The sequence below is a fragment of the Tamaricihabitans halophyticus genome (assembly GCF_004340875.1).
Taxonomy (GTDB): Bacteria; Actinomycetota; Actinomycetes; order Mycobacteriales; family Pseudonocardiaceae; genus Tamaricihabitans; species Tamaricihabitans halophyticus.
On sequence record NZ_SLXQ01000003.1, the window covers coordinates 389021 to 412206 of the forward strand.

At 65.9% G+C, this 23186-nt stretch carries 23 protein-coding genes; 13 read left to right on the forward strand and 10 right to left on the reverse strand.

Translation table 11 applies throughout. The features are described from left to right. Position 1: 1 nt before the first annotated feature. From EV191_RS12295 to EV191_RS12310, 4 genes are all read right to left on the reverse strand, one after another. A complete protein-coding gene (locus tag EV191_RS12295; protein WP_132877102.1) occupies positions 2 to 841 on the reverse strand; it encodes a sulfurtransferase in 840 nt (279 codons plus the stop codon). 43 nt (positions 842 to 884) lie between these two features. Then, on the reverse strand, positions 885 to 1349 hold the full coding sequence (locus EV191_RS12300) for a DUF4395 domain-containing protein (RefSeq protein WP_132877103.1): 465 nt from the start codon (positions 1347 to 1349) through the stop codon (positions 885 to 887). A gap of 237 nt (positions 1350 to 1586) precedes the next feature. Next, the gene (locus tag EV191_RS12305) at positions 1587 to 2015 is read right to left on the reverse strand and encodes a thioredoxin family protein (protein ID WP_132877104.1); all 429 of its coding nucleotides are present in this window, start codon (positions 2013 to 2015) and stop codon (positions 1587 to 1589) included. Between the two features lie 14 nt (positions 2016 to 2029). Then, complete coding sequence (locus EV191_RS12310) at positions 2030 to 2890, reverse strand: LmeA family phospholipid-binding protein (RefSeq protein ID WP_243658910.1); 861 nt, start codon at positions 2888 to 2890, stop codon at positions 2030 to 2032. Positions 2891 to 3042: 152 nt separating this feature from the next. Between EV191_RS12310 and EV191_RS12315 the strand changes: the two genes are divergently transcribed. The 6 genes from EV191_RS12315 to pstB all read left to right on the forward strand — a co-directional run bounded on the left by EV191_RS12315 (position 3043) and on the right by pstB (position 8932). Beyond that, positions 3043 to 3759, forward strand: a complete 717-nt coding sequence (locus EV191_RS12315; RefSeq protein WP_279388424.1) for a winged helix family transcriptional regulator — start codon at positions 3043 to 3045, stop codon at positions 3757 to 3759. Positions 3760 to 3837: 78 nt separating this feature from the next. Further along, complete coding sequence (gene mshD / locus EV191_RS12320; protein WP_132877105.1) at positions 3838 to 4761, forward strand: mycothiol synthase; 924 nt, start codon at positions 3838 to 3840, stop codon at positions 4759 to 4761. Between the two features lie 247 nt (positions 4762 to 5008). Next, positions 5009 to 6124: a phosphate ABC transporter substrate-binding protein PstS gene (gene pstS, locus EV191_RS12325; RefSeq protein WP_132877106.1), complete on the forward strand. Its 1116-nt coding sequence runs from the start codon at positions 5009 to 5011 to the stop codon at positions 6122 to 6124. A gap of 122 nt (positions 6125 to 6246) precedes the next feature. After that, positions 6247 to 7230: a phosphate ABC transporter permease subunit PstC gene (pstC, locus tag EV191_RS12330; protein ID WP_243658911.1), complete on the forward strand. Its 984-nt coding sequence runs from the start codon at positions 6247 to 6249 to the stop codon at positions 7228 to 7230. After that, a complete protein-coding gene (pstA, locus tag EV191_RS12335) occupies positions 7227 to 8138 on the forward strand; it encodes a phosphate ABC transporter permease PstA (protein WP_132877108.1) in 912 nt (303 codons plus the stop codon). The genes pstC and pstA overlap by 4 nt, the downstream gene beginning before the upstream one ends. Before the next feature lie 17 nt (positions 8139 to 8155). Further along, positions 8156 to 8932: a phosphate ABC transporter ATP-binding protein PstB gene (gene pstB / locus EV191_RS12340; protein WP_132877109.1), complete on the forward strand. Its 777-nt coding sequence runs from the start codon at positions 8156 to 8158 to the stop codon at positions 8930 to 8932. A 7-nt stretch (positions 8933 to 8939) separates the two neighbouring features. Here pstB and EV191_RS12345 read toward each other — a convergent pair whose 3' ends face one another. The 5 genes from EV191_RS12345 to EV191_RS12365 all read right to left on the reverse strand — a co-directional run bounded on the left by EV191_RS12345 (position 8940) and on the right by EV191_RS12365 (position 15305). After that, the gene (locus EV191_RS12345) at positions 8940 to 9854 is read right to left on the reverse strand and encodes an arylamine N-acetyltransferase family protein (RefSeq protein WP_132877110.1); all 915 of its coding nucleotides are present in this window, start codon (positions 9852 to 9854) and stop codon (positions 8940 to 8942) included. Positions 9855 to 9985: 131 nt separating this feature from the next. Continuing rightward, positions 9986 to 10654: a phosphate signaling complex protein PhoU gene (gene phoU, locus EV191_RS12350; protein WP_132877111.1), complete on the reverse strand. Its 669-nt coding sequence runs from the start codon at positions 10652 to 10654 to the stop codon at positions 9986 to 9988. Positions 10655 to 10730: 76 nt separating this feature from the next. Then, the gene (locus EV191_RS12355) at positions 10731 to 12818 is read right to left on the reverse strand and encodes an LCP family glycopolymer transferase (RefSeq protein ID WP_132877112.1); all 2088 of its coding nucleotides are present in this window, start codon (positions 12816 to 12818) and stop codon (positions 10731 to 10733) included. Positions 12819 to 13786: 968 nt separating this feature from the next. Continuing rightward, positions 13787 to 14593, reverse strand: a complete 807-nt coding sequence (locus EV191_RS12360) for a GGDEF domain-containing protein (protein ID WP_165912934.1) — start codon at positions 14591 to 14593, stop codon at positions 13787 to 13789. A gap of 268 nt (positions 14594 to 14861) precedes the next feature. After that, positions 14862 to 15305, reverse strand: coding sequence for a hypothetical protein (locus EV191_RS12365; RefSeq protein ID WP_132877113.1), 444 nt, complete (start codon positions 15303 to 15305; stop codon positions 14862 to 14864). Between the two features lie 266 nt (positions 15306 to 15571). Between EV191_RS12365 and EV191_RS12370 the strand changes: the two genes are divergently transcribed. Genes EV191_RS12370 through EV191_RS12390 form a run of 5 tightly spaced genes read left to right on the forward strand, consistent with a single transcriptional unit; the run spans position 15572 to position 20319 of the window. Beyond that, complete coding sequence (locus EV191_RS12370; protein ID WP_243658912.1) at positions 15572 to 16630, forward strand: FecCD family ABC transporter permease; 1059 nt, start codon at positions 15572 to 15574, stop codon at positions 16628 to 16630. After that, positions 16630 to 17415 carry an ABC transporter ATP-binding protein gene (locus EV191_RS12375; RefSeq protein ID WP_132877115.1) on the forward strand — a complete coding sequence of 262 codons (786 nt, stop codon included), beginning with the start codon at positions 16630 to 16632 and terminating at the stop codon, positions 17413 to 17415. Before EV191_RS12370 ends, EV191_RS12375 begins: the two co-directional genes overlap by 1 nt. Continuing rightward, positions 17412 to 18395, forward strand: coding sequence for an ABC transporter substrate-binding protein (locus EV191_RS12380; protein ID WP_207894504.1), 984 nt, complete (start codon positions 17412 to 17414; stop codon positions 18393 to 18395). The genes EV191_RS12375 and EV191_RS12380 overlap by 4 nt, the downstream gene beginning before the upstream one ends. Further along, positions 18392 to 19615 (forward strand): MFS transporter, encoded by a 1224-nt coding sequence (locus EV191_RS12385; RefSeq protein ID WP_243658913.1) that lies wholly within the window; start codon positions 18392 to 18394, stop codon positions 19613 to 19615. The genes EV191_RS12380 and EV191_RS12385 overlap by 4 nt, the downstream gene beginning before the upstream one ends. A gap of 11 nt (positions 19616 to 19626) precedes the next feature. Beyond that, a complete protein-coding gene (locus tag EV191_RS12390; protein ID WP_165912926.1) occupies positions 19627 to 20319 on the forward strand; it encodes a class I SAM-dependent methyltransferase in 693 nt (230 codons plus the stop codon). A 4-nt stretch (positions 20320 to 20323) separates the two neighbouring features. On the opposite strand, the gene EV191_RS12395 is transcribed toward EV191_RS12390, so the two are convergent. Beyond that, positions 20324 to 21295 (reverse strand): helix-turn-helix transcriptional regulator, encoded by a 972-nt coding sequence (locus tag EV191_RS12395; RefSeq protein WP_132877117.1) that lies wholly within the window; start codon positions 21293 to 21295, stop codon positions 20324 to 20326. Between the two features lie 63 nt (positions 21296 to 21358). Between EV191_RS12395 and EV191_RS12400 the strand changes: the two genes are divergently transcribed. Both EV191_RS12400 and EV191_RS12405 read left to right on the forward strand, forming a co-directional pair. Continuing rightward, positions 21359 to 22783, forward strand: coding sequence for an FAD-binding oxidoreductase (locus EV191_RS12400; protein WP_132877118.1), 1425 nt, complete (start codon positions 21359 to 21361; stop codon positions 22781 to 22783). 75 nt (positions 22784 to 22858) lie between these two features. Next, positions 22859 to 23186 (forward strand): transposase (locus EV191_RS12405; RefSeq protein ID WP_424565454.1); only part of this gene is annotated, 328 nt, incomplete at its 3' end.

A 23186-nucleotide genomic window follows, 5' to 3' on the forward strand; every position in this document is an offset into this window, starting at 1 on the left:
ATCATGCTCCCGTTCCGGTCTCGACCGGCACGCCCACCAGGGAGCCGTACTCGGTCCAGGACCCGTCGTAGTTCTTCACATCGGACAATCCGAGCAGCTCGTGCAGGGCGAACCAGGTGTGCGAGGAGCGCTCGCCGATCCGGCAGTAGGCGATGGTGGCCTTACCGCTGTCCAGCCCGGCCTCCTGGTAGAGCTCGCGCAGCTCGTCATCCGACTTGAAGGTGCCGTCCTCGTTGGCCGCCTTCGCCCACGGCACGTTCAGCGCACTCGGCACGTGCCCGGCGCGCTGCGCGGATTCCTGCGGCAGGTGCGCGGGCGCAAGCAGCTTGCCGGTGAACTCGTCTGGCGAGCGCACGTCCACCAGGTTCTTGGTGTTGATCGCGTCGACAACCTCATCGCGGAAGGCACGCAGGCTCAGATCCTGGTCCTTGGCGGTGTAGTTGGTGGCTGCCCGCTTCACCTCGTCGGTGGACAGCGCGCGGCCGTCGAGCTCCCACTTCTTGCGGCCACCGTCGAGCAGCCGCACGTTCTGGTGGCCGTACAGCTTGAAGTACCAGTACGCGTAGGCGGCGAACCAGTTGTTGTTGCCGCCGTACAGGATGACCTGGTCGTCGTTCGAAATGCCCTTCTCGGAGAGCAGCTTCTCGAAGCCGGCCTTGTCGACGAAGTCGCGGCGCACCGGGTCCTGCAGGTCGGTCCGCCAGTCGATCTTCACGGCGCCCGGGATGTGGCCGGTGTCGTAGGCACTGGTGTCCTCATCGACCTCCGCGAACACCACCCCGTCGGCTTCCAGGTTCTGCTCTGCCCACTCGGTCGAGACCAGCACGTCTTCGCGGCTCATGGAGCGGCTCTCACTTTCTTTCGTCACTTCATGCGGACAACACTCAATGCGCCGTACGGCCACCGAACTGGCCAAGGCGCCGAACCAACAGATATGCCTCGCAGCCGAGGCAAAGACCGAACGCGGCGTTCAGGAACGCCGCGAGCAGTGCCGCCGCGGTGGCGACGGCACCAAGCGCGACGACACCGGTGGCGAAACCCACCGTGCCGACGGCCGCGAACACAAAGCCGACCAGCTGCGCGAAGCGCACCGGCGCGACCTCTTCCCATTCGCTGGTCGGCCGCAACCGCGGCGCGACCAGCCGGCGATAGAGCACCCCATACGGGGCAAAGCCTGGACCGGCGAAGGCGCCGATCGCGAACACTGCGGTCTGCGCGAGCAGCACCGGCCACCATTCGGTGACCAGTACGACGCCGAGCACCACGGTGGTCAGCCACGCCGCGAAGCGTGGCCCACGTGGATCGATGGAATGCGAAGCACTGGCATTCGCTGGTTCGCCAGTAGTCATGTCACCTCCTGACCTAGCTCACGGGCTGGCATGGGTGCGGCGATACTGCGAGAAGCGCAGGTGAACGGGTAGTACCTGATCCGCCGCGGTCAGCGCGCTGCTGGACAAAGGCTGCTTCGCACGCGGCAGAGGTCTACCGCGCGGCGCCTAGTCAGCAAGGTGTACACGAGAGCGAGAGTACCGGCTTGCTCCCTGTATGTGGGAATACGTCCAAACGGTGAGATTATTCAACTGGGATTACTCAACTGGGCTGGTCCCGCCGCGCGCCGCCCGCAGGTCGGACAGCTTGGGCACCCCGCTGATGCGCAGTATTTCTGCGCCCGCCTGGTCGAATCCGATGGTCGTGGGCGTGCGGTGCACTCCGAGCTGGCTGGCCAGCTCGGGGCGTTCGGTCACATCCAGCTCGACATGCCGCACACCCGAGGCGGTCGCGGCGAACTGCTCGTAAACCGCCCGGGCCTGCCGGCAGGGCGCGCAGAACGTGCTGGACAACTGCACCAGGGTGAGCTCGGCCGCCGGATCGAGCAGTTCACGAACCGGCGCGGGCAGTGTCGGGGCGGTGCGCGCCTGCTGGGTGGCGCGGATCCGCCCGTTGCGGGCGCGGGCGAGCAGGCCGAGCAGTAATCCACCGGCCAGTGTGCCGAGTAGGACCCACCATCCGACCATCGCCAGCGCCTCCGCTACTCGCCGAACCGCACGTCGCTCGCGGTGCCCTTCACCACCAGTGCGCCGTCCTCCGCGGTAAGCGCGGTCGGCGTCACGGCGAAGGGCATCTCACCCGGGTCCAGGTTGACCGAGAACTGGTTGAAGATCTGTTCCTGCACTGGCCCCGGAATGACCGTGTCGATCTCGTCATTGCTGATCTCCACGCGGCGGGGCTGCACATCCACCTGTTGTTCCTGCAGCGTGAGGATCGCGAACACGGAAATCTCGGTCTCCTGCCCGGCGAGCCCGAGGGTGCCGTCCAGGCGCAGACCGGCCGTGGTGTCCTCGGCCTCGTTCTCCCGCGCCTCGGCGTCGTCCTGGTCATCCTCGTCTTCCGGGATGCGCACCCTGCGCTCGCTGACCGGGGTGATCTCCAGATCGGGCACGCCAACCGCGCGGCCGACGTCGCTGGCCTTGATCTTCACCTGGCCTTCCGCTTCACCAATCACGATGCTGTTGGTATTTCCGGAAAGCAGGTCGCTCAATGGCGCTTCGACGTTTCGCAAATTCGCATTGATCTCTAGCTCCCGCAGCATATCGGCGACCGGAACACCCGCTGCTGACACGCTAATCTCGCCGTATTCCCCGGTGAGTGCCTGATAGAGGAATGGGAAACCGTGCACCGTCACCGAGGGATCATCGGAGAGATCGAACTGCTCGCGCGCCGTCTGGGACACCTTGTGCTCGGCTGCGGTCGCCGCGACGAAATCGGCCGCGACCAGCAGGCCGAGAAGCACGACCAGCGAGATGATCAGCTTCTTCTTCCCCCGGCGGGGGCGCGGTTTGGTCACGGTCGTCGTCATACCGTCCTGCTCGGGAGTAGATGGCAGCGTCATATCGGTGGTCAGTCTCCCATCATGTCTACCCGCTCCCGCGCCACGGCCGCCGGTAGCCGTGTGATGTGAACTGCAGGACCGACACGATTCAGCATTTCAGCGCTATTCTTATTTCTTCCTTGACAACGGGCATACCCCAGGTGGTGGCGCGAGTGAGTATGGAATTGTTACTCCTCACCTCGGAATCTGACGCGGAAGCCGTGTTGCCCTCCTTGGCGCTGTTGCCACATCAGGTGCGGGTACGCCCGCCCGAGGTGACCGCGCTGTTGGACGCTGGCCGTCGAGAAGCGATCCTGGTGGACGCGCGAGTGGACCTGGCCGGCGCGAAGAGCCTCTGCCGGCTGCTCGCCGGTACGGGGGATGCCGCGGGCGTGCCGGTCATCGCCATCGTCGGCGAGGGCGGGCTGGTCGCGCTCAGCGCCGAATGGCGTACCGATGACATCCTGCTGCCCACGGCCGGTCCCGCGGAGGTCGATGCCCGGCTGCGGCTGTGCACCACGCGTAACCCGGCGGGGCAGGCCGTCGGTGATGACACGCTGCGGGTCGGCGATCTGACGATCGACGAGGCGACCTATACCGCGCGGCTGCGCAAGCGCACGCTTGAACTGACGTACAAGGAGTTCGAGCTGCTCAAATACCTCGCGCAGCACGCGGGGCGGGTGTTCACCAGGGCGCAGCTACTGCAGGAGGTCTGGGGTTATGACTTCTTCGGCGGCACGCGCACCGTGGACGTACACATCCGGCGGCTGCGCGCGAAGCTCGGCCCCGAGCACGAGCAGTTGATCGGCACCGTGCGCAACGTCGGCTACAAGTTCGAGCGGCCGGCCAAACAGGCCGCGGACAGCGTTGCCCAGCTGGTTTCCCGCTAACCTTGAAGAACGCGGTCACGGAGCGTGTGTGGCTCGATGTGAACCGTGCCCGCGTCGGATTCAGTTAGGTTTGGGGACATGCTGAGCACGTCCTGGACCAGGCAACTGACCGACGCACAACTGTCGGACGTACGCGGGCTGCTACTGGCGGCACGCGACGTCGACGGGCATCCCGAGGTGACCGCGGACGGACCGCTGCCTGGCGAGCTACGCGGTGGTTGGCAGCTGCTCGCCAGCGATCCGGCCGGCGAACTCGTCGGTTACGCACACCTGGACACCGAGGGCGATTCCTATGGCAGGCAGGTCGCCGAGCTGATCGTGCGACCGAGCAGGCGGCGCGAAGGTCACGGCGCCGAGCTACTGCGCGCCGTAGTTGACAAGGCCGAACTCCCCGAGGGGCAGGGTGATCGGCTGCGGATCTGGTCGCACGGCGACCACCCCGGCGCGGCCAAGCTGGCTGAGCGGTTCGACCTGACCAGGGCGCGCGAACTGGTGCGGATGCGGCTGGATTTCGCGACCGCGCCGGCACTGCCCGAACTGGCCAGCCCGGAAGGGGTGCGGCTGACCACGTTCCAGCCAGGCGTGGACGAGGAATCGCTGATCGCGGTGAACGCCGCCGCTTTCGACTGGCACCCCGAGCAGGGCGCGCTCACCGTCGCCGAACTCCGCGAAACCGAGGCGGCCGACTGGTTCGACCCCGCCGGACTGTTTCTCGCCTGGTCCGGCGCGGACCTGGTCGGTTTCCACTGGACGAAGGTGCATCCACCCAGCGCCGAGTTCGGCGGCGAGCCGGTCGGCGAGGTCTACGTGGTTGGCGTCGCGCCGGGGCGGCAAGGCGGCGGTCTTGGCAAGGCGCTGACCCTCGCTGGCCTGCATCACCTGCGCGAGCGTGGGCTCGGCCAGGTGATCCTGTACGTCGAGGGCGATAACGGTCCAGCGATGTCGGTTTATCGCCGGCTGGGGTTCCAGAACTGGGATATCGGCGTCCAGTACGCGCGCTGAGCTGCTCGAGGCGGACCGCACGGTCGTATGGGAAAAGTTTACTGAGAGCAACCGCTATCGGTGAGATGCTGGGGTTTCTCCCCGCCCGATAGGGGTATTGCTGATCACACTGGGTGCGTGTTCATTTCCCGTTCACTTCAACAGGGGTAGCTGTGCACCGAGCTTGTTTACGTTTCGGACAGTGGCGCGTTCCGGTGCTGCCGGCGTGCCCGATACCCCGAGCACACTTCCTTTGTGGAGGACACACGTGAAGATCAAGCGGCCCGCCGCCGTGATCAGTCTCGTCGCGGCTGGCGCGTTGACGATGTCCGCCTGCGGCACGGACGACAACACCAGTGGATCCGAGCAGCAGGCGAGCACTGCCAATGTGGCATGCGAGGGTAAGGAATCGCTGGCCGCGAGCGGCGCGACGTCCCAGACCAATGCGATGACCCGGTTCATCAACGCCTACGAGAGTGCCTGCGACGGCAAGACGCTGAACTACAACTCGAGTGGTTCCGGCGCGGGGATCAACGACTTCCTCGGTGGGCAGACCGACTTCGCGGGTTCCGACTCGCCACTGTCTGAGGAGGACGGTGAGGTCGCGGACGCGGCCGAGCGTTGTGACGGCAACGAGGCGTGGAACCTGCCCGTCGTGTTCGGACCGATCGCGATGACCTACAACCTGGAGGGTGTCGACGGCGTCGTGCTGGACGGCCCGACGCTCGCGAAGATCTTCTCTGGTGGCATCACCAACTGGAACGACGAGGAGATCGCCAAGCTCAACGAGGGCAAGCAGCTGCCCGACCAGGAAATCACCGTCATCTTCCGCAGCGACGAGTCCGGCACCACGGACAACTTCCAGAAGTACCTGGAGACCTCGGGTGGGGACGCCTGGGGCAAGGGCGACGGCAAGTCCTTCGCCGGCGGTGTCGGTGAGGGCGCCAAGGGCAACGAGGGCACCTCGGCCGCGGTGAAGGACACCCCGGGGTCGATCACCTACAACGAGTGGTCCTACGCCGAGCAGAACAACCTGCAGATCGCGCAGATCATCAACAACGGCGGTGGCGACCCGGTCGAGCTGACCGCCGAGACGGCCGGTACGGCGATCGACGCGGTCGAGCTCGAGGGTGAGGGCAACGACCTGCGGCTGAACCTGGACTCGTTGTACGGTACCGAGACCGAGGGTGCCTACCCGCTGGTGATGGCGACCTACGAGATCGTCTGCTCGAAGTACCCGAACCAGAACGTGGCCGGTGCGGTCAAGTCCTTCCTCGGCGTCGCGATCAGCGATGGCCAGGAAGGGTTGGCCGAGAATGGTTACATTCCGGTGCCCGAGGAGTTCCAGGGCAAACTCAAGAAGGCGGTCGAGGCGATCGCCTGATTCGGGTTCCGTGATCCAGCGAGGCACGTAGGCCACGAATGAATAACCGCGACGTGACGAAGTCTCGCCCTGGTGCGCCGGTCCCTTCCGGCGGCCAGGGCGAGACGCCCATGATTGGTGCTATGAGCAACGACCCTCCCGAGCCGCCCGCGCGGACTCTCGGTGAAGCGGAAGGGGCGGCGAGCCGCCGCAGGGCAGATCTGATCTTTCGTTGGCTGGCCACCGGGTCTGGTATCGCGGTGGTGCTTTCGATCGCGCTGATCGGCATTTTCCTGCTGATCCAGTCCGTACCGTCGCTGGCCGCTAACAAGGCCAGTTTCCTGTTCAGCGCGGAGTTTTTGACCACCGACCCGGCGAACCTGCGGTTCGGTATTCGCGATCTGCTCGCGGTGACCGTGCTGTCCTCGGCATTCGCCCTGTTGCTTGCGATGCCCGTGGCACTCGGTATCGCGCTGTTCCTGACCCACTACGCGCCAGCCGGACTGCGTAGGCCGCTTGCCTACGTCATCGACGTGCTGGCCGCCGTTCCGTCTATTGTGTACGGTTTGTGGGGTTTTCTGGTACTTGGTCCCGCACTCGTGCCGTTTGCCGAATGGCTCAACCAGAGCCTCAGCTGGTTCCCGCTTTTCGCCACCGGCAACGTGTCCATCGCGGGTGGCGGGACGATCTTCACGGCGGGCATCGTGCTCGCGATCATGATCCTGCCGATTATCACCGCGCTCACCAGGGATGCCTTCCGGCAGACGCCCGCGCGGCATATCGAGGGTGCGCTCGCACTTGGCGCTACCCGGTGGGAGATGATCCGTACCACCGTGCTGCCGTTCGGGCGCAGCGCCTACGTCGGCGCCTCCATGCTCGGACTCGGCAGGGCGCTCGGCGAGACCGTCGCCGTGCTGATCATCCTGCGTACCTCGGCGAGCGCGAGCGGCTTCAGCCTCTTCGACGGTGGCTACACGTTCGCCTCGAAGATCGCTTCGGCCGCCTCCGAGTTCAGCCAGCCGCTGCCGACCGGTGCCTATATCGCGGCAGGTTTGGTGCTCTTCGTGCTGACGTTCGTGGTTAACGCGATCGGCCGCGCCATCGCGGGAGAGAAGGTGCGCGGATGACCACCACCGATTCCCTTGTCGACCGCCCGGCAACCAGCCCGGCGTTCCAGCCGATCAGCGGCGGTCGCAAAACGAAAAACCTGTTTGCCACGGTGCTGGTGACGCTGGCGTTCTTGCTGGCGCTGGTACCGCTCGGTTGGCTGCTGGTCACCGTGGTGGTGAACGGTTTTGAAGCGATCACCACCTCGACCTGGTGGTCACACTCGCTCAAGGGTGTGATGCCGGACGAGGTGAACGGTGGCGTTTACCACGCGATCTACGGCAGCGTGATCCAGTCGCTGATCTGCGCGATCATCGCGGTGCCGGTCGGTATCTTCACCGCGATCTATCTGGTCGAGTACGGCAGGGGCAAGCTCGCCAAGACGGTGACGTTCATGGTGGACATCCTCTCCGGGGTTCCGTCCATTGTGGCCGCACTGTTCATCTTCGCGTTGTGGATCACCGCTTTCGGCTTCCCGAAGAGCGCGCTAGCCGTGTCATTCGCGTTGGTGCTGCTGATGTTGCCGGTCGTGGTGCGGTCCACCGAAGAGATGCTGCGGTTGGTGCCCGATCAGCTGCGCGAGGCCAGCTACGCGCTCGGGGTGCCAAAGTGGAAGACCATCGTGCGGGTGGTGCTGCCCACCGCGATGTCCGGCATGGTCACCGGCGTGATGCTGGCGATCGCGCGAGTGATGGGGGAAACCGCTCCGGTGCTCGTGCTCGTCGGGTACAGCCGGTCGATTAACTTCGACGCCTTCGACGGCAATATGGCATCGTTGCCGTTGCTCATCATGAACGAGTTGATGAACCCGGAGGCAGCGGGACAGCTGCGGGTCTGGGGCGCGGCACTGACCCTGATCCTGTTGGTGATGTTGTTCAATCTGGTGGCGGCACTGGTATCGCGGTTCTCCGCGGTCCGGTCGAAATAGCGGACGGTAGCGCAGTTATGGCCAAGCGAATCGACATCAAAGACGTCGATATCTACTACGGCAAGTTCCACGCGGTCGAAGGCGTTACGGTCTCCGTGCCGCCGAAGAATGTCACGGCGTTCATCGGCCCTTCCGGTTGTGGCAAGTCCACGGTGCTGCGCACGCTGAACCGGATGCACGAGGTCATCCCTGGTGCGCGCGTCGAGGGCCAGGTGTTGCTGGATGGCGAGGACATCTATGGGACCAATGTGGACCCAGTGCAGGTTCGCCGCACTATTGGGATGGTCTTCCAGCAGCCCAACCCGTTTCCCACAATGTCCATTAGGGACAACGTGGTTGCCGGGCTGAAGCTCGCCGGTACCAGGGATAAGAAGAAGCTCGACGAGGTAGCCGAGCGCGCACTTCGTGGTGCCAATCTCTGGACGGAGGTCAAGGACCGGCTGAACAAGCCGGGTAGCGGGCTTTCCGGTGGGCAGCAGCAGCGGTTGTGCATCGCGCGGGCGATCGCGGTGCAGCCCGATGTGCTGCTGATGGACGAGCCCTGCTCGGCGCTGGACCCGATCTCCACCCTCGCGATCGAGGACCTGATCGGCCAGCTCAAGCAGGACTACACCATCGTCATCGTCACGCACAACATGCAGCAGGCCGCGCGGGTTTCCGACCAGACGGCCTTCTTCAACCTGGCTGGCGTCGGTCAGCCGGGCAGGCTGATCGAGTGCAACGACACCGAGAAGATCTTCTCGAACCCCGAGGAGAAAGCGACCGAGGACTACATCTCCGGCCGGTTCGGCTGACGGCGCTTCAGGAGTTGGCCGCCTTCGCGGCGGCCAACTCGACCAGCTTTGCTCGCTCGGCTTCGTCCAGTGGAACCCCGATCAGCTCCACGATGAGCTCGGGTACCTCTTCCGGGGTGAGCGTCCGCCGTTCGGCTGGCTTGCCGGGATAGTTGGTGACCAGCTCAAGATTGGTCAAGCTGTAGCCCGCATCGACCCCACTGCGCGAAGCGAGGATGTTGCGCAGGAACGGCGAGCTCGGGTGGTTCGCGGTGTAGAAGTTCTGCACCGCATAATCGGCGCGATAGTTCGGCTCGGTAGTGAAGCCGTACAGATCGTGCCAACCGTCCGGGCGCTGCAGCCGCAGTACCCACGTGCCGTCCGTTTCCCGGTCGATCCGGTGGGTCCAGTCGCCGTGCCGTACCTCGATACCGGCCACCAGGGGGATCGGTTCGAACAGACCTTCATCGCCGACGCCCACATCTGCCAGGTAGCGCTGGCCGGTGGGGTCCGCAGGGATGGTCACCAGCAGGGTGGCGTGCGCGACCGGGCGCAGGTTTGCCGAGCCAGCCCTGATCCGCGCGCTGAGGCCGGTTACCGTGAAGCCGAGGCGTTCCAGTACTGCGGCGAGCAGCAGGTTCTGTTCGAAGCAGTAACCGCCGCGCTTGCGCCGCACGAGCTTGTCCTGAATGCCGGGCAGATCGACGCGCACTTCGTGGCCGAACAGCATTTCGGAGTTCTCGAACGGGATCGCGGTGGTGTGCGCCAGATGGAGGCCGCGCAGGGTTTCCAGGGTCGGCTCGAGCGGGCCCTGGTAGCCGATCCTGGCCAGGTAGGCGTCCATGTCAAGCTGCTCGGAGGCCCAACCACGAGCGGTGGCCGGATTGGTGTCCATTCCTGGCGAGTTCTCGAGCTCCGCGTTCAGGTCGGTGGTCTCGGTCATCGGTAAGCTCCTTCGGTCTCGGTATGCCACCGATCCTCGCCGAGCGCACTTACCACCGGCTTACGGTCCGTTGACGGACCACCCCCACCGCAAGATCCCTAAAGATTGCGCTCCCGGGGCGCAGGCGTGCCCTAAACGTCGACGTCGTCGTTGTCCGAGCCGGGCATCTTGCCGGTCACCATGAACACCACTCGCCGCGCCACGGAGACCGCATGGTCGGCGAACCGCTCGTAGAACCTGCCGAGCAGCGTGACGTCCACCGCGGTGGCCACACCGTGCGGCCATTCCTTGTCCATCAGCACGGTGAACAGATGCCGGTGCAGGTCATCGACCTCGTCGTCATCGTCTTCCAGGGCCCGCGCGCTGTCCACGTCCTTGCTGCGGATGACCTGCTCGGCCTTCTGGGCCATCCGCACGGTCACCTTGCCCATCTCCGCGAAATAGCCGCTGACCTGCTCGGGAAGCACGTGCTGCGGGTGTCGCCGGCGCGCGGCCTTGGCCACGTGCAAGGCGAGGTCGCCCATCCGCTCGAGGCTTTCCGCCGCGTGAATCGCGGCGAGCACGGTGCGTAGATCGGTGGCCACCGGCGCCTGCAGCGCGAGCAGTGCATACGCCTGCTCCTCGCACGCGGAACGCGCGTCATCAATCTCGTTGTCCGAGCTGATTACCTGCTCAGCCAGCTGCAGGTCGGCGCCGAGCAGGGCGGTAGTCGCCCGCTCCATTGCCTCCGCGACCTGCACACACATATCGGCGAGTTGGTCAGCGAGCTGGTCGAGTTGGACATGGTAAGCCTCACGCATGTCACCACCCTACGGGGTTATCAACTCGTTGTGCGCTGTGAGGTGATGAATCCGCCGTGAACAACGGGTAGCTGGGTTAACCGCAACCACTTTCCGTGGCGTTCACAGTGGACAGATCTTCGGGAAGTTCTTCGCTGGCATTCGGATCCGCGACCTGACCGCTGAACTCCGGCCCGAGGACAAGCACGAGTTCCTTACCAAGACTCGGATCCTCGACCAGATGCGCACCGGGCACCGAGGAAGCCAACCGGTGCGCGGCCGCGAGCTGATCCGGCGCGTGCCTGATCAACGTGCGGTCCACATCGCCATCCGCGTTCGCCGTGCCGGTGATCTGAAAGCCCTGTTCGGCCAGCGCATCCGCGGTCCTGCTGGCCAAGCCCTCGGTTGGGTTGCCGCCGTTGAGTACTTCGACCCGCAGCGTCTTGGGGTCGATCTTGCGAGCGTCGTCCTGTGGCTGTTGGGCCCTCGGCTCCGCGACGGACTGCGGGTTGGTCGCGCCCTGCACGCTCTCCGGTGCCGCGCTCGCGTCCGGTTGTTGCTGCTGCTCCCCGGGCAGTGGTGTGTTGTCGATGATCGCGTCGAACAACGCATGGGTGTCGTCATCCCGGAGTACCTCGTTGCCGGCATCATTGGCTTCGCCAATGGTCGGCACGGTCACGAAGGTGACGCGGCCAGCCTCCAACCCCTGCAGCGATTGTCCGAGGGTCAGCAGCTGATCCACATCGATGTTCTCGCCGTAGGTCGCGCGGGAAAACGCCTCGACGAAACCGGTCAGCTTGCCAGGATCGAGCAGTACCTGACTGGACATGGCCTGCCTGAGCAGCGCGGACAGGAACAGCTGCTGGCGGTTGATCCGCCCGTAGTCCGAGGTCGGGTCGTTTTCCACATGCCGCGCGCGCACGAAGTTCAGCGCGGTGTCGCCGTTGATCCGGGTAACACCCGCGTTCGGCAGCACCGTGCCAAGTACCTCGTCCTCGACTGGTTCCTCGGAGCAGATCTCCACGCCACCCATCGCGTCGACCATGCCCTTGAAGCCGTTGAAATCGACGCCGACGAAATGGTTGATCTTCAGCCCGGAAATCTCCTGCACGAGCTTGGTGACGCAGCGCGGACCGCCGACCGCGTAAGCGGTGTTCAACTTGACCGCATCGGCGCGCGGGACAGCTTGATCGCCGTATTCGCCGCTCTTCGAATCCCACTGTTCGCAGTCCGGGCGCTGTACCTCGAGATCCCGCGGGAACGAGACCACGACGACACGTTCCCGGTTGGCAGGTACGTGCGCGATCATCACGGTGTCCGAACGGGCCCCGCCGATCGAGTCCTCATCGCCGACGTTCTCCTCCTGCGCCGCGCCCGCGCGGGTGTCCGAACCGACCAGCAGGAAGTTCTCGTCACCGGTCTGGCCGGCGGCGTTGCGGATCGCGTCGGAATCCTCATCCAGCGCGGCGACCCAGTTGAACTGGCCGTTTACCCACGCCTTCACGCCCCAAGCCGTACCGGTGGCGAGGAAGACCAGGATGGCGGCCACCATGGTGGTGATCCGGGTGGCTTTGGCCGACCTGAGCCGCTTCCGGGCCTTCTTCTCCTGAAGCCGGGTCAGCTGTTCGGCGTCCTCAGCATCTTCCGCGGGCGCCTCACCGGTCGGCTCGTCTTCGGCTGGCTCGCTGGCCAGTGCGGTCTCATCGGCATCGCTTGTGGCTGGCTCTGGGCTGACCGGTTCGGCGAGCTGGGTGGGCAGGTCTAGCTGTCTGGCGGGCTTGTGCAGGCTCGTTGGTTGCTCGGCAGCCGCGCCGGGAAGCTGGCTTGCCGCGCTTGGCGTGTACCGGGTCAGGCCAGCGCAGCCACCGTCAGCCTCCGACTCGTCTTTATTGGCCGATTTGTCCTGTTTGGACCACGGTGTCCACCGCTCTTTGCGGCGTTGTTCGAGTTCGGCTGCCTCTTCGTGTGCGGCGGAGAACCGGGCGAGTGTTTCGTCGACTTTGCGTCGTTGCTTGGTGAGCTCGCCAACCGGCTCCAGTTCGGAGGTCATCCGCAGCGGGTCGTCTTCCGGCGGTTTACTCGGCTCCGGCTGGGGCGCATCCTTTGTGGCGCTGTCCGGCGGCGTGCTTGGCGGGGCACCGGAAGCGCGTTCGGCCGCCGGCCTACCGACGAAAACCGGTGGCACGTCGAGATTGCTCGCGCGGCCGTACCGGCCCTGTGGGCGTGCGGCATCCCGTTCGGCATTCGGCTGACCAGCGGCAGGGTGTGGGCTCGGTGGCTGGCCTTCCCGTGGGCGCTGTGCCGGTTGTTCCGGTGCTGCTCCGCCGGGTCGGCGGTCGGGCTTACGTGGTGGCGCCGGCAGCGGTTGCGAGTGCTGCGGCCATTCGTGAGCAGCGCCGTTCGTCGGAGCCCGACTGGCCGGCGGCGTGTTCGGTCGGCCGCGCGCTGGCGCGGGTGGCTGCGGCTGCTGCGCGGGTGGTTGCGCTGGTGGCCGCGGTGGCTGCGCCGGCGGCGGCTCAGTTGCCGGCTTCGCGGGCGGTGGCTGCTGGCGTGGCTGCCTGGAGGGACCGGGAGCCGGGGGGCGGGGTTTGGCCGGTGGGGGACCGGTGGGGCGGGGAGCGCTCTGGTTGTCCTGGGGTGTGATCCAGGGATTGGCGGGTTCCTGGGCGGCTGGCTCCGGGGATGGGGGTTCGGGGGGCCCGGGGCTGTGCCTGGCGAGTAACTCGGAAACGCTCAGTCCGCCGTGGGTGTCCAGTGACCGTCGTCTTCGCCGCTGTCGTTCCGGCGTCGCATGCCGACCGGCCGACGAGGATTGGCCACCGGTGGCCGATTGCTGAGCATCGTGGGATCCGGTGCCGTCGTCGTGGCGTTCGTCGGGCACCAGGCCTCCCTCCTAGTCCTGCTTGAATCCGTACTGCCGAGCTTGCGCACGGCAGCCGTCAACGCACCGCAGATAGGACGCGTGACACCGCAACAGGTTGTTTCGACTCTGTGTGCGCGGGTGCTCACGTGATAGTACGGCCAAGCCGGGACTCTGACGATGCCTACCCGTAATCTTTTTACGGTCTGTGCAAAACGTCTATACCCGACTCGCCCATTCAGGTGGCCTGAGGTTATCCGGGCTGGGCCCGGAGCCAGCAACGTTACCGTCGCTTACATGGCGAGCTGTGACGGGTCGAGTCGTCGGTTGTCCGCGTCCCCGGCCAGTCGCACCGTTCCCCCTTCGCAATAGGCAACCGCGTTCCGGCCAGCGCGTTTGGCCGCGTACAACAGATCATCAGCGCGCAGTAGCTGGCGCTCGGCAGGGGTCATCGCTGGGCTGTGCGTGTCGTCTGGGGGCGGAGGCGGCGGGCTCGACTCGGCCAAACCGATGCTTACGGTTACCCGGAGATTGGCCACAATGGTGTGCCAGGGGAATTCGGCGACCCGCGCCCGCGCCGCCTCGGCGATCCGCAAGGCCGCGGCATCGTCCAGGCCGGGTAGTACCAGCACGAACTCCTCGCCGCCGTAGCGCGCGCAGAACGCGTCGTCCGGCAGATCGACCCGCAGTAGCTTGGCTACGCGCTTCAGTACCCGGTCGCCGGTCAGGTGGCCGTAATCGTCATTGACCTGTTTGAACCAGTCGAGATCAACCAGCGCGACCGACAGTCCATCGCTGCCGATGTTCTGCTCGGTGAGCAGGCTGACCAGGCGCTGATCCAGGTAGCGGCGGTTGTAGCTGTCGGTAAGGCTGTCCCGGATACTCTGCTCGCACGCCTCGGCGTGCTCTCTGCGTAGCTGGTCGACTTCGCGCCGGAATTGCTCGGGCACTTCGGGGGCCTCGCGGTCCCGTTGTAGTAGATCGAGCGCGGAGCGGAGGTGCGCGTACGCTTCGCGCCACTGCTGCCGGGCGGCAAGGAGACCGGCGATCGACTCGTGCAACCGGATCAGATCCTGATTGGCGCGGTCTTGCCTGGCCAGTTCGGCATCGGGCGAGGCCTCGGAGCCGTCGGTACCGGCGCGGACGCGCGCGTCGATGGTCCGGAGTTCACGTCTGGCCACCGGCACGGCAATCACCTCCTTATTTCCGTGTGTCGTCCGGAATGAAGGAGTTCTTGAGAGGAAGGGACGCGTGAGCGAAGTTTTTCCCTCTACTGGTGGATGAGACCGGGATGGTTACCGGTGTCCTGCATCACATTTGACCCCGGATGGCCCTATCCGAGACCCACTCGCGGTAAGAGCCCGGCAGCTAGTTTGCCTGGCACGGCGCGAAACCGTAGACCTCGTCGTCAAGTAGGACGACTCGATTTGTGCCGATCTGCTCGCCGATCCCCGCGCCGTTTTTTCGGATGGTCAGCGAAACGGCGATGGCGTAGACGGTGCCACGCGGTGGTTTTCCTCCTTCGGGGGCCCACTTCGGGTCGCCCCGTAGGGTCGACATCGCCGGATAGGCATCGAGGGTTAACCCGGCGAGGTTACAGATCCGATCGGCGTAGTCGGGGTGCTGCGTTCGGTCCAGAAAAGCCGACTGTGCTTGCGGTCCGCGCTTTCCGGCGGCATTGAGCTGGTCGAAGTAGTCGCGGATCGCGGTCATGTCCGCGCTGCCGAATGGCGCAGCGGTGCCGGAAACCTGGCTCGTGCAGCTCACGGCGAATACCGCGAGTGCGGCGAGGGTCGCAGCGAGTGCACGCATCCGTCTACGGTATCGGGCCGGTGCACTCCTTGGCATGCCCTTGGGTGTGTGGCGTCCACATCAGACCACGGAGATTCGCACGGATGTGCATATCTCCCTTTTGCATAGTCCACAAGCGACTCTTTGGGCTTCGCTGGCCTTTCCCGTTTTGGGATGAAGTTGACAATCGTTTCCATTTTCATAACCTAGATACGTCGCTTGCACGTTATGTAGTGGCGCGCCTCACTCCACGGGGTAGCCACAACCTGATCAGGGGAGGGCAACCCGTGGCAGTCGCCGCGCCGGAACGTCTTCGCGGTACCCCAGTCCTTGCCCTGCTGCTCCTCATCGGCGCGCTGCTGATCTCGGTGGTGCTGGCCATCGCGCTCGGTCCAACCGTGATCCCGCTCGGGGACACCCTGCGGTATCTGCACGCGGCGCTGACGGGCGGCAGCATCGACCCGGCGGATGTCACCGGCTACTCGATCATCTGGCAGGTGCGCACGCCGCGGGTCTTGCTCGCGGTCGTCGTGGGCGCGGGGCTGGCCGCGATCGGCGTCGCGGTACAGGCGATGGTGCGCAACGCCCTGGCTGATCCGTTCATCCTGGGCGTTTCCTCTGGCGCGTCGGTCGGCGCGACCACGGTCGTCGCTTTCGGCACCTTCGCGGTTTTCGGCGTGTACGCGCTGTCGGTTGCCGCGTTTCTCGGTGCACTCGGCGCCTGCGTGCTCGTCTACCTCGCCGCACGAACCAGGGCGGGCCTGAGCCCGCTGCGGCTGGTGCTGGTCGGAGTGGCGCTTGCCTACGGGTTTCAGGCGATCATGAGTGTGCTGGTTTTCCTGTCCCCGCAGGGCGACGCGGCCCGTACGGTGCTGTTCTGGTTGCTCGGCAGCCTCGGTTCGGCGACCTGGGGGTCACTGCCGATCGCCACGATCGCGGTGCTGGTCGGAGTGCTGCTGTTGCTGCGCAAATCCCGGCAGCTGGATGTGCTCGCACTCGGCGATGAGACCGCGGCCAGCCTCGGCGTGCCAGCGACCGCGGTGCGCCGGCAGCTTTTCGGGCTAACCGCCCTGGTGACCGGGGCACTTGTCGCGGTGAGCGGCGCGATCGGCTTTGTTGGGCTGGTCATGCCGCATCTGGTCCGGCTACTGGTTGGCGCGAGCCACCGCAGGGTGTTGCTGATCGCGCCGCTCGCCGGCGCGCTGTTCCTGGTCTGGGTGGACCTGCTCGCGCGCACGCTGGTGCCACCACGAGAGCTGCCGCTCGGGGTGATCACCGCGCTGATCGGAGTTCCGGTGTTCGTCTTGCTGCTGCGGCGGCGCGGTTACCTGTTTGGCGGTCGCTGATGCGCGTGCGTTGGGACGGGGTCGGGGTGCGCGTGGGGGACGCGACGCTGCTCGCGGAACTCGATCTGGACGTGGCAAGCGGCGAGATCCTTGGACTCGTCGGACCGAACGGCAGCGGCAAATCCACCGCATTGCGCTGCGTGTACCGGGCGCTGCGGCCGAGTACCGGGGTGGTCTGGCTGGACGATCTCGCGCTGCCGACCCAGTCGTTGCTGGACAGTGCCCGGTCGGTGGCCGCGCTGACCCAGGACAGCCACGCCGAGCTGGACTTCACCGTGGCCGAAGTCGTCGCGCTTGGCAGAGCGCCACATCTGCGCGGTAATCAGGCACTCGGTGAGCGGGATCAGCAGCTGTGCGCACAGGCCATGCGGCGCACCGATGTCACACACCTCGCGCAGCGCAGCGTGCTGACCCTCTCCGGTGGCGAGCGTCAGCGAGTACTCATCGCCCGTGCCCTCGCGCAGGACCCCAAGGTGCTGGTACTCGATGAGCCAACCAACCATCTTGATCTGCGCCATCAGCTCGGTCTACTGCGTTTTCTGCGTGGCTGCGGGTTGACCGTGCTGATCGCGCTGCACGACCTGAACCTCGCCGCGGCGACCTGCGACCGCATCGCGGTACTCGCGCGCGGCCAGCTCGTCGCGCACGGCCAGCCGGTCGAGGTAGTGGACCCCGAACTGGTGCGCACCGTCTTCGGCACCAAGGCAGCGGTGGTCACCCACCCGGACTCGGGTGTGCCGCAGCTGCTCTACGACGTCACAGCCAACCCGGAAGGAACTTCGTGACCAGGAAAACGGTAATCCCCGCGGTATTGGCCAGCGGTTTGCTCCTTGCGTCCTGCGGGGCAGAGGTGCACGACGAATCGGGCGCAGAGCAGACCGTGACGGTGCAGAACTGCGGCCGGGAGATCGAGTATCCGCAGCCGCAACGGGCGGTTGCCTACGATATGAGCGCGACCGAGAAGGTGTTCGCCCTCGGCCTCGCCGACCGGCTGCGCGGCATCGTGCTGCCGAGTACCGCGGACGAACCAGCGATGCGCTCGCCGTACCGGGCGGATTACGAGTCGGCGGACGTGCTCAGCACCGATGTGCTCAGCAGGGAAGTGGTCGTGGAAGCCAAGGCGGATTGGGTGCTCGCCGGCTGGAACTCAGGGTTCAGCGAGGAGCGGGGCATCACGCCCGCGCTGCTCGACCAGCTGGGCATCAAGAGCTACATGTTCACCGAAAGCTGTTTCAACTTCGGCGATCAGCCGGAAACGGTGCCTCCGCTGGAAGCGCTGTACACCGATCTCCGCCAGATCGGCAAGATCTTTGGCGTCGAGCAGCGGGCCGAGCGACTGGTCACGGACCTGCAGCGGCGCGCGGCCGAACTGCGCAAGACGCGTCCAGCCGATCCGGCACAGGTATTCGTTTACGATTCGGGCACCGATCAGCCCTTCACCTCAGGGAATCAGACCGCGCCAGAGGAGATCATCTCGTTGGCCGGGGGCCGTAACATCTTTGCCGATCTTGCCGAACGCTGGACGACGGTCGGCTGGGAATCAGTGGTCTCGGCGAAACCGGAGGTGATCGCGGTGGTGGACTACGGCGATCAGCCGGTCGAGCAGAAGATCGAATTTCTGAAGTCCTACCCGGCACTCGCGGAGGTCCCCGCGGTGCGCAACGAACGGTTTTACGTGCTCGACTACGGACAGGCGGTCAGCGGGCCGCGCAATATCGAGGGTGCCGAACAGTTCGCGGAGTATCTGCGGTCGATCGGCCGATGAGCGATTCGACCGAGGCGGAGCGCGTTCCCAGCGATCCGCGGATGGTGGCCACGCTGTGGCCGGAATTGCTCGCGGCTGCCGTGAGCCTGGTGCCGTTCACCGTGTTCAGCACCTTCCTGGTGCCGATCGCGCGGGAGGCCGAGGTTGACGTGGCCGCGCTGGGCAGTCTGCGCGGGCTCGGCGGGCTGGCCGCGTTGGTGGTGGGCACCGCGCTGGCGCCGTTGCTGGACCGGGTGTCCAAGGAACTGAGTGCGGCGGCCGCCCTTGTGCTGCTCGGTCTGTCCAGTGTGGTCGGTGCGATCGGCGAGTTGTTCGCCATCGCCGCGTTCTGCCTGCTGATCGGGGCGGCGACGGCGGTGCTCGCGCCCGCGCTTTCCGCCGCTGCCGCCGATCGGTATCCGGGCCCTGCCGCCGCGGGGAGGGCGGCGACCCTGGTGACGGCCGTGACGTCGATGACGGCGATGCTCGCCGGTCCGCTGGTTGCGCTGCCCGCGCTGGTGTGGGGCTGGCGCGGGGATCTGCTCGGTGTCGCGGTGCTCGCGCTGCCGCTCGCGGTGATCCTGTTCCGGCGGCGATCGGTGGATGCGGCCGGGCCGAGCGAGGAGCGGCTTGGCTACTTTGCCGCCTACCGCGCGCTGGCCGCGGTGCCGGGCGCGGTCGCCTTGTTGTTGATCGCGCTGTTGCGGACCGCGGCTTTCATGGGCTACCTGGCTTATCTCGCGGCGTTCTACGCGGAACGGTTCGAGCTGGGGCCCACGGTGTTCGCGTTTGTCTGGACGCTGTCCGGTGCATCGTTCTTCGTCGGTAATCTGTTGATCGGGCGGCTGGTTAACGCGGCGGATGCGGCAAAACGGGCCGAGCGGGTGCTGGTTGGTGGTCTACTGGTGGCCGCGGTGGCGATGTTTGGCTTGTTCCTGGCGCCCGGGTTGCCGGTGGCGCTGATTGCCACGGTGGTGTTGGGACTGAGCCATGCCGCGGTGGCGGCCTGTGTGGTGTCGCTACTGGTGCGCCGCTGTGGCTCGATGCGCGGTTCGGCGTTGGCGATCAATGCGGCGGGGATGAGCTTCGGGGTATTCCTCGGTGCCGGCCTGGGTGGGCTCGGTCTGGGATTCGCTGGCTATCCGGGGATCGCCGTGGTGCTCGGCGGTCTTACCTGTTGTGCGCTGGTGCTTGCGTGGATCGTGCGCGCTGGGTCTGGCAAGCTGCCCGAAGCGGCGTAGAGTTGGCTCGCGTGAAGGACACATCGAGGGGTGTCACGGATCGTGCGGTGCGGGCCGGTGCTGCGGTCTACCATCCGCTGCTGTTGCATGCCTATGACCCGCTGGTGAGCGTGAACTGCCGGTTCGCTTGGGGTTGTCCGCGCTCGGAGATCCTTGCCCAGTACCGTGCCGCGGTTGGTGCCAATCATCTGGAAGTCGGGGTGGGCAGTGGTTATCTGCCCGCGAATACTGTGTTTCCGGGGCAGGAGCCGCGAATCACGCTCTGCGATCTGAACCCAAACACGTTGGCGCACGCGGCGCGGCGGCTGCCGGATCTGTCGCCGCGGTTGGTGCGGGCGAACGCCCTCGAGCCGTTGACGCAGGCAGGTTTAGGCGAAGGCGAGTTCGATTCGGTTGCGCTGAATCTCTTGTTGCACTGTGTGCCCGGTGATTTCCGGGAGAAGGAAGCTGTGCTGGCGAACGCGGCTGCCGTGACGCGACCCGGTGGCACAGTGCAGGGTTCCACGCTGCTTTCCGAAGGTGTTCCGCTCGCGGGTAAGCCGGTGATGGCACTGTTCAACACCTTCGGTGTGTTCCATAACCGGCAGGATCGGTACGCCGATCTGAAAGCGGTGCTGGACAACAACTTCGACAGCTACGAGCTGACGGTACTCGGTTGCGCGGCACTGTTCACCGCGACCGTGCCAGGGTCCCTGCCCCGATAGCCGGTCACATTGGCGGGTTGGCCACTGCGGCCAGCCGCGCGGCGATTGCTCGTAGCCGTTCGCGTACCTCCGGGCTTGCGTCCAATGTGAACTGTGCTCCGGTCGCGATCAGTTGCTGGGCAATCAGTTCGATCGAGTCGGCGCCAAGCTGAACTTCGCAACGGTGCGCATCGAGCGGGGTAACCCGGTCCGGAATCAGTTGCGGGAGCCTGGCAAGAATGGTCGCCGCCGGTGCGTCGATGGTGGCTCGTGCGGCGTGGCGGTACGGCGCGGAGGTGACCTTGCGGGCGAGAAACCTTGCGGCGTCACCGTCCGGCGGTTCGAGTGGCCCGCAGCGCGCACCGGTAGGAAGCGGATCCCGCACCCGGTCCACCCGGAAGGCCCGCCAGTCCGCGCGCTCCGGGTCATAGGCGATCAGGTACCAGCGACCGTGCCGGCCAAGCACCCGGTGTGGTTGCACGCGGCGTTTGCTGGACCCGCCGGTGCGGGCGCGGTACTCGAACGACACGATTTCCTGGTCCCGACAGGCCGTAGCGAGCACCGCCAGGGTGCTGGACTCCGCGGGTGGTACCGGCGCTGGCTCAGTTCTGGCGCTTACCTCGTCGAAAGCGCGCAGCCGGGAGCGCAGTCGCTTCGGCAGCACCTGTTCCAGTTTGGCCAGTGCTCGGATCGATGGTTCGGCTATCCCGGCGACGTTGCTGCCCGCCGAGGTGCGTAGGCCAACCGCGACGGCGATCGCTTCCGCGTCCTCGAGCAGCAGTGGTGGCAGTTCCTTACCTGGCGCAAGCCGGTAACCGCCGGCAGTCCCGGTGGTGCCGCGTACCGGGTAGCCGAGTGCGCGTAGCCGGTCGATATCCCTGCGGACGGTCCGGCCGGTGACTGCCAGCCGTTCGGCGAGCTCCGCGCCAGACCATTCGCGCCTGGTCGAGAGCAGCGAGAGTAGCCGGAGCAGGCGGGTGGGCGTCGTGCTGGCCATGAATCTCAGTATGCCTTGCCTTTAGGACCGTTATCGTCCTAAACGGCGATTAGCGTCTGCCTCATGACACAACTTCAGGACGATCTGGACAGCGCGATTCGGCAGCTGCGCGGCACTGTGACCGGCCCGGTGGTGTGCCCCGGCGAGGACGGCTACGAGGACGAGTGCGCAGGTACCCAGACCGCGTGGGGGCATCGGCCGGTGGTCGCGGTGGGTGCGCGGGCAGCCGCCGACGTGCGGGCGGCGGTCAGCTTCGCCGCCGAGCGCGGATTGCCGGTCGCGGTGCAGGCGACCGGGCACGGGCAGCCGGAAAGCGGTGCGGGTGGCGTGCTGATCAGTACCCGGCGAATGGCGGAGGTCAGCGTGGACCCTGCGCGGGGTACTGCCTGGATCGGGGCGGGAACGCGCTGGCGCGAGGTGATCGACGCGGCCGCGCCGCACGGGTTGGCGCCGTTGTCTGGCAGCACCTCGCACGTCGGCGCGGTTTCGTACACCCTTGGCGGTGGGATTGGTCTGCTCGCCAGGCGCTATGGCTATGCCGTTGACCAGGTGCGCACGATCGACGTGGTCACCGCGGACGGCATGGCGCGGCGGTGTACCCCGGATACCGAACCGGACTTGTTCTGGGCGCTGTGTGGTGGCCGAGGCAACTTCGGCGTGGTTACCGCGTTGGAGGTCGGATTGGTGCCGGCGGCACGGTTGTACGGTGGTGGGCTGTACTTCGATGCGGCGCATGCCCCGGCGGTGCTTGCCGCCTGGTTGCGGTTGACTCGTGCGGCGCCCGATGAGCTCACCACGTCACTGATGATCATCCCGTTCCCGGATCTGCCGGATGTGCCGGAACCGTTTCGTGGCAAGCGAATTGTCCACGTGCGCGTGGCATACCTTGGTGACGCCGCGGTCGGCGATCGGTTGGTTGGCCAGCTGCGTGCCGTAGTGCCGCCCCTGGTCGAGCAGCTTGCCGATATCCCGTTCACCGACTGCGACACGATCCACCGGGACCCGACCGATCCGCATGCTTTCCTTGGCACCAGTGTGTTTCTGCGGGATCTGGACGAGGCGGCACTCGCCGCGCTACTGGACGCGACGGGTCCGGCCGCCCCGGCGGTATGCTTGCTCGAGTTGCGTCATCTCGGTGGTGCCCTTGCCAATCGGGGAACCAATGCGGTGGGCTTCCGGGAGGCGGGCTACCTACTCGGCGTGGTGTCTCCACTAGACAATGTGGACCTTTCGGTGGCGGAGCGGGGACTGGAAACGGCGGTGGAAGCGGTGCGGCCGTGGATACTCGGGCGCCATCTGAACGGGTTGTTCGGCGCGGCCGCGACACCCGATCAGGTAAGTGCCGCGTTCGAGCCGGCAGACTATCGCCGGCTGGCGGAGCTGAAAGCCAGGTATGACACGGAGAACCTGTTCCGACACAACCACAACATCCCGCCCGCACGAGGGACTGTCCGCTGGTTTGTGGGCGGTGCTGGTGATCATGGATAGGTTAGGGCTCGGCTCTGACCCGAAAGGATCACGTTGAGTAACGATGTTGAGGTTGGTTCGCCGTCTGCTGCGGGTGTGGGCGGTGGTGGCGACTTGGATGTTCGTATCGCTCGGGAATTGTTGGAAACTGCTCGTGATACGGGTGTGTCGTTGACGGGTCCGGGTGGACTGTTGCGGCAGGTGACGAAAACGGTGCTTGAGGCGGCGTTGAATGCCGAGTTGGATGAGCATCTCGGTTATGAGAAGGGTGATCGCGAAGAAAAGATTACCATGAACGAACGGAATGGTACCAGCCCGAAAACCGTGGTCACGGACATCGGCGATGTGCGGATTAGTGTGCCGCGGGATCGGGAGGGTACGTTCACACCGTTGATCGTGCCGAAGCATGCACGTCGAATCGAAG

Excerpts from the sequence above, each read along its gene's own strand:
- EV191_RS12295 (WP_132877102.1), bottom strand. The coding sequence starts at position 841 with ATGAGCCGCGAAGACGTGCTGGTCTCGACCGAGTGGGCAGAGCAGAAC.
- EV191_RS12300 (WP_132877103.1), bottom strand. The coding sequence starts at position 1,349 with ATGACTACTGGCGAACCAGCGAATGCCAGTGCTTCGCATTCCATCGAT.
- EV191_RS12305 (WP_132877104.1), bottom strand. The coding sequence starts at position 2,015 with ATGGTCGGATGGTGGGTCCTACTCGGCACACTGGCCGGTGGATTACTG.
- EV191_RS12310 (WP_243658910.1), bottom strand. The coding sequence starts at position 2,890 with ATGACGCTGCCATCTACTCCCGAGCAGGACGGTATGACGACGACCGTG.
- mshD (WP_132877105.1), top strand. The coding sequence starts at position 3,838 with ATGCTGAGCACGTCCTGGACCAGGCAACTGACCGACGCACAACTGTCG.
- pstC (WP_243658911.1), top strand. The coding sequence starts at position 6,247 with ATGAGCAACGACCCTCCCGAGCCGCCCGCGCGGACTCTCGGTGAAGCG.
- pstA (WP_132877108.1), top strand. The coding sequence starts at position 7,227 with ATGACCACCACCGATTCCCTTGTCGACCGCCCGGCAACCAGCCCGGCG.
- pstB (WP_132877109.1), top strand. The coding sequence starts at position 8,156 with ATGGCCAAGCGAATCGACATCAAAGACGTCGATATCTACTACGGCAAG.
- EV191_RS12345 (WP_132877110.1), bottom strand. The coding sequence starts at position 9,854 with ATGACCGAGACCACCGACCTGAACGCGGAGCTCGAGAACTCGCCAGGA.
- phoU (WP_132877111.1), bottom strand. The coding sequence starts at position 10,654 with ATGCGTGAGGCTTACCATGTCCAACTCGACCAGCTCGCTGACCAACTC.
- EV191_RS12365 (WP_132877113.1), bottom strand. The coding sequence starts at position 15,305 with ATGCGTGCACTCGCTGCGACCCTCGCCGCACTCGCGGTATTCGCCGTG.
- EV191_RS12375 (WP_132877115.1), top strand. The coding sequence starts at position 16,630 with ATGCGCGTGCGTTGGGACGGGGTCGGGGTGCGCGTGGGGGACGCGACG.
- EV191_RS12385 (WP_243658913.1), top strand. The coding sequence starts at position 18,392 with ATGAGCGATTCGACCGAGGCGGAGCGCGTTCCCAGCGATCCGCGGATG.
- EV191_RS12395 (WP_132877117.1), bottom strand. The coding sequence starts at position 21,295 with ATGGCCAGCACGACGCCCACCCGCCTGCTCCGGCTACTCTCGCTGCTC.
- EV191_RS12400 (WP_132877118.1), top strand. The coding sequence starts at position 21,359 with ATGACACAACTTCAGGACGATCTGGACAGCGCGATTCGGCAGCTGCGC.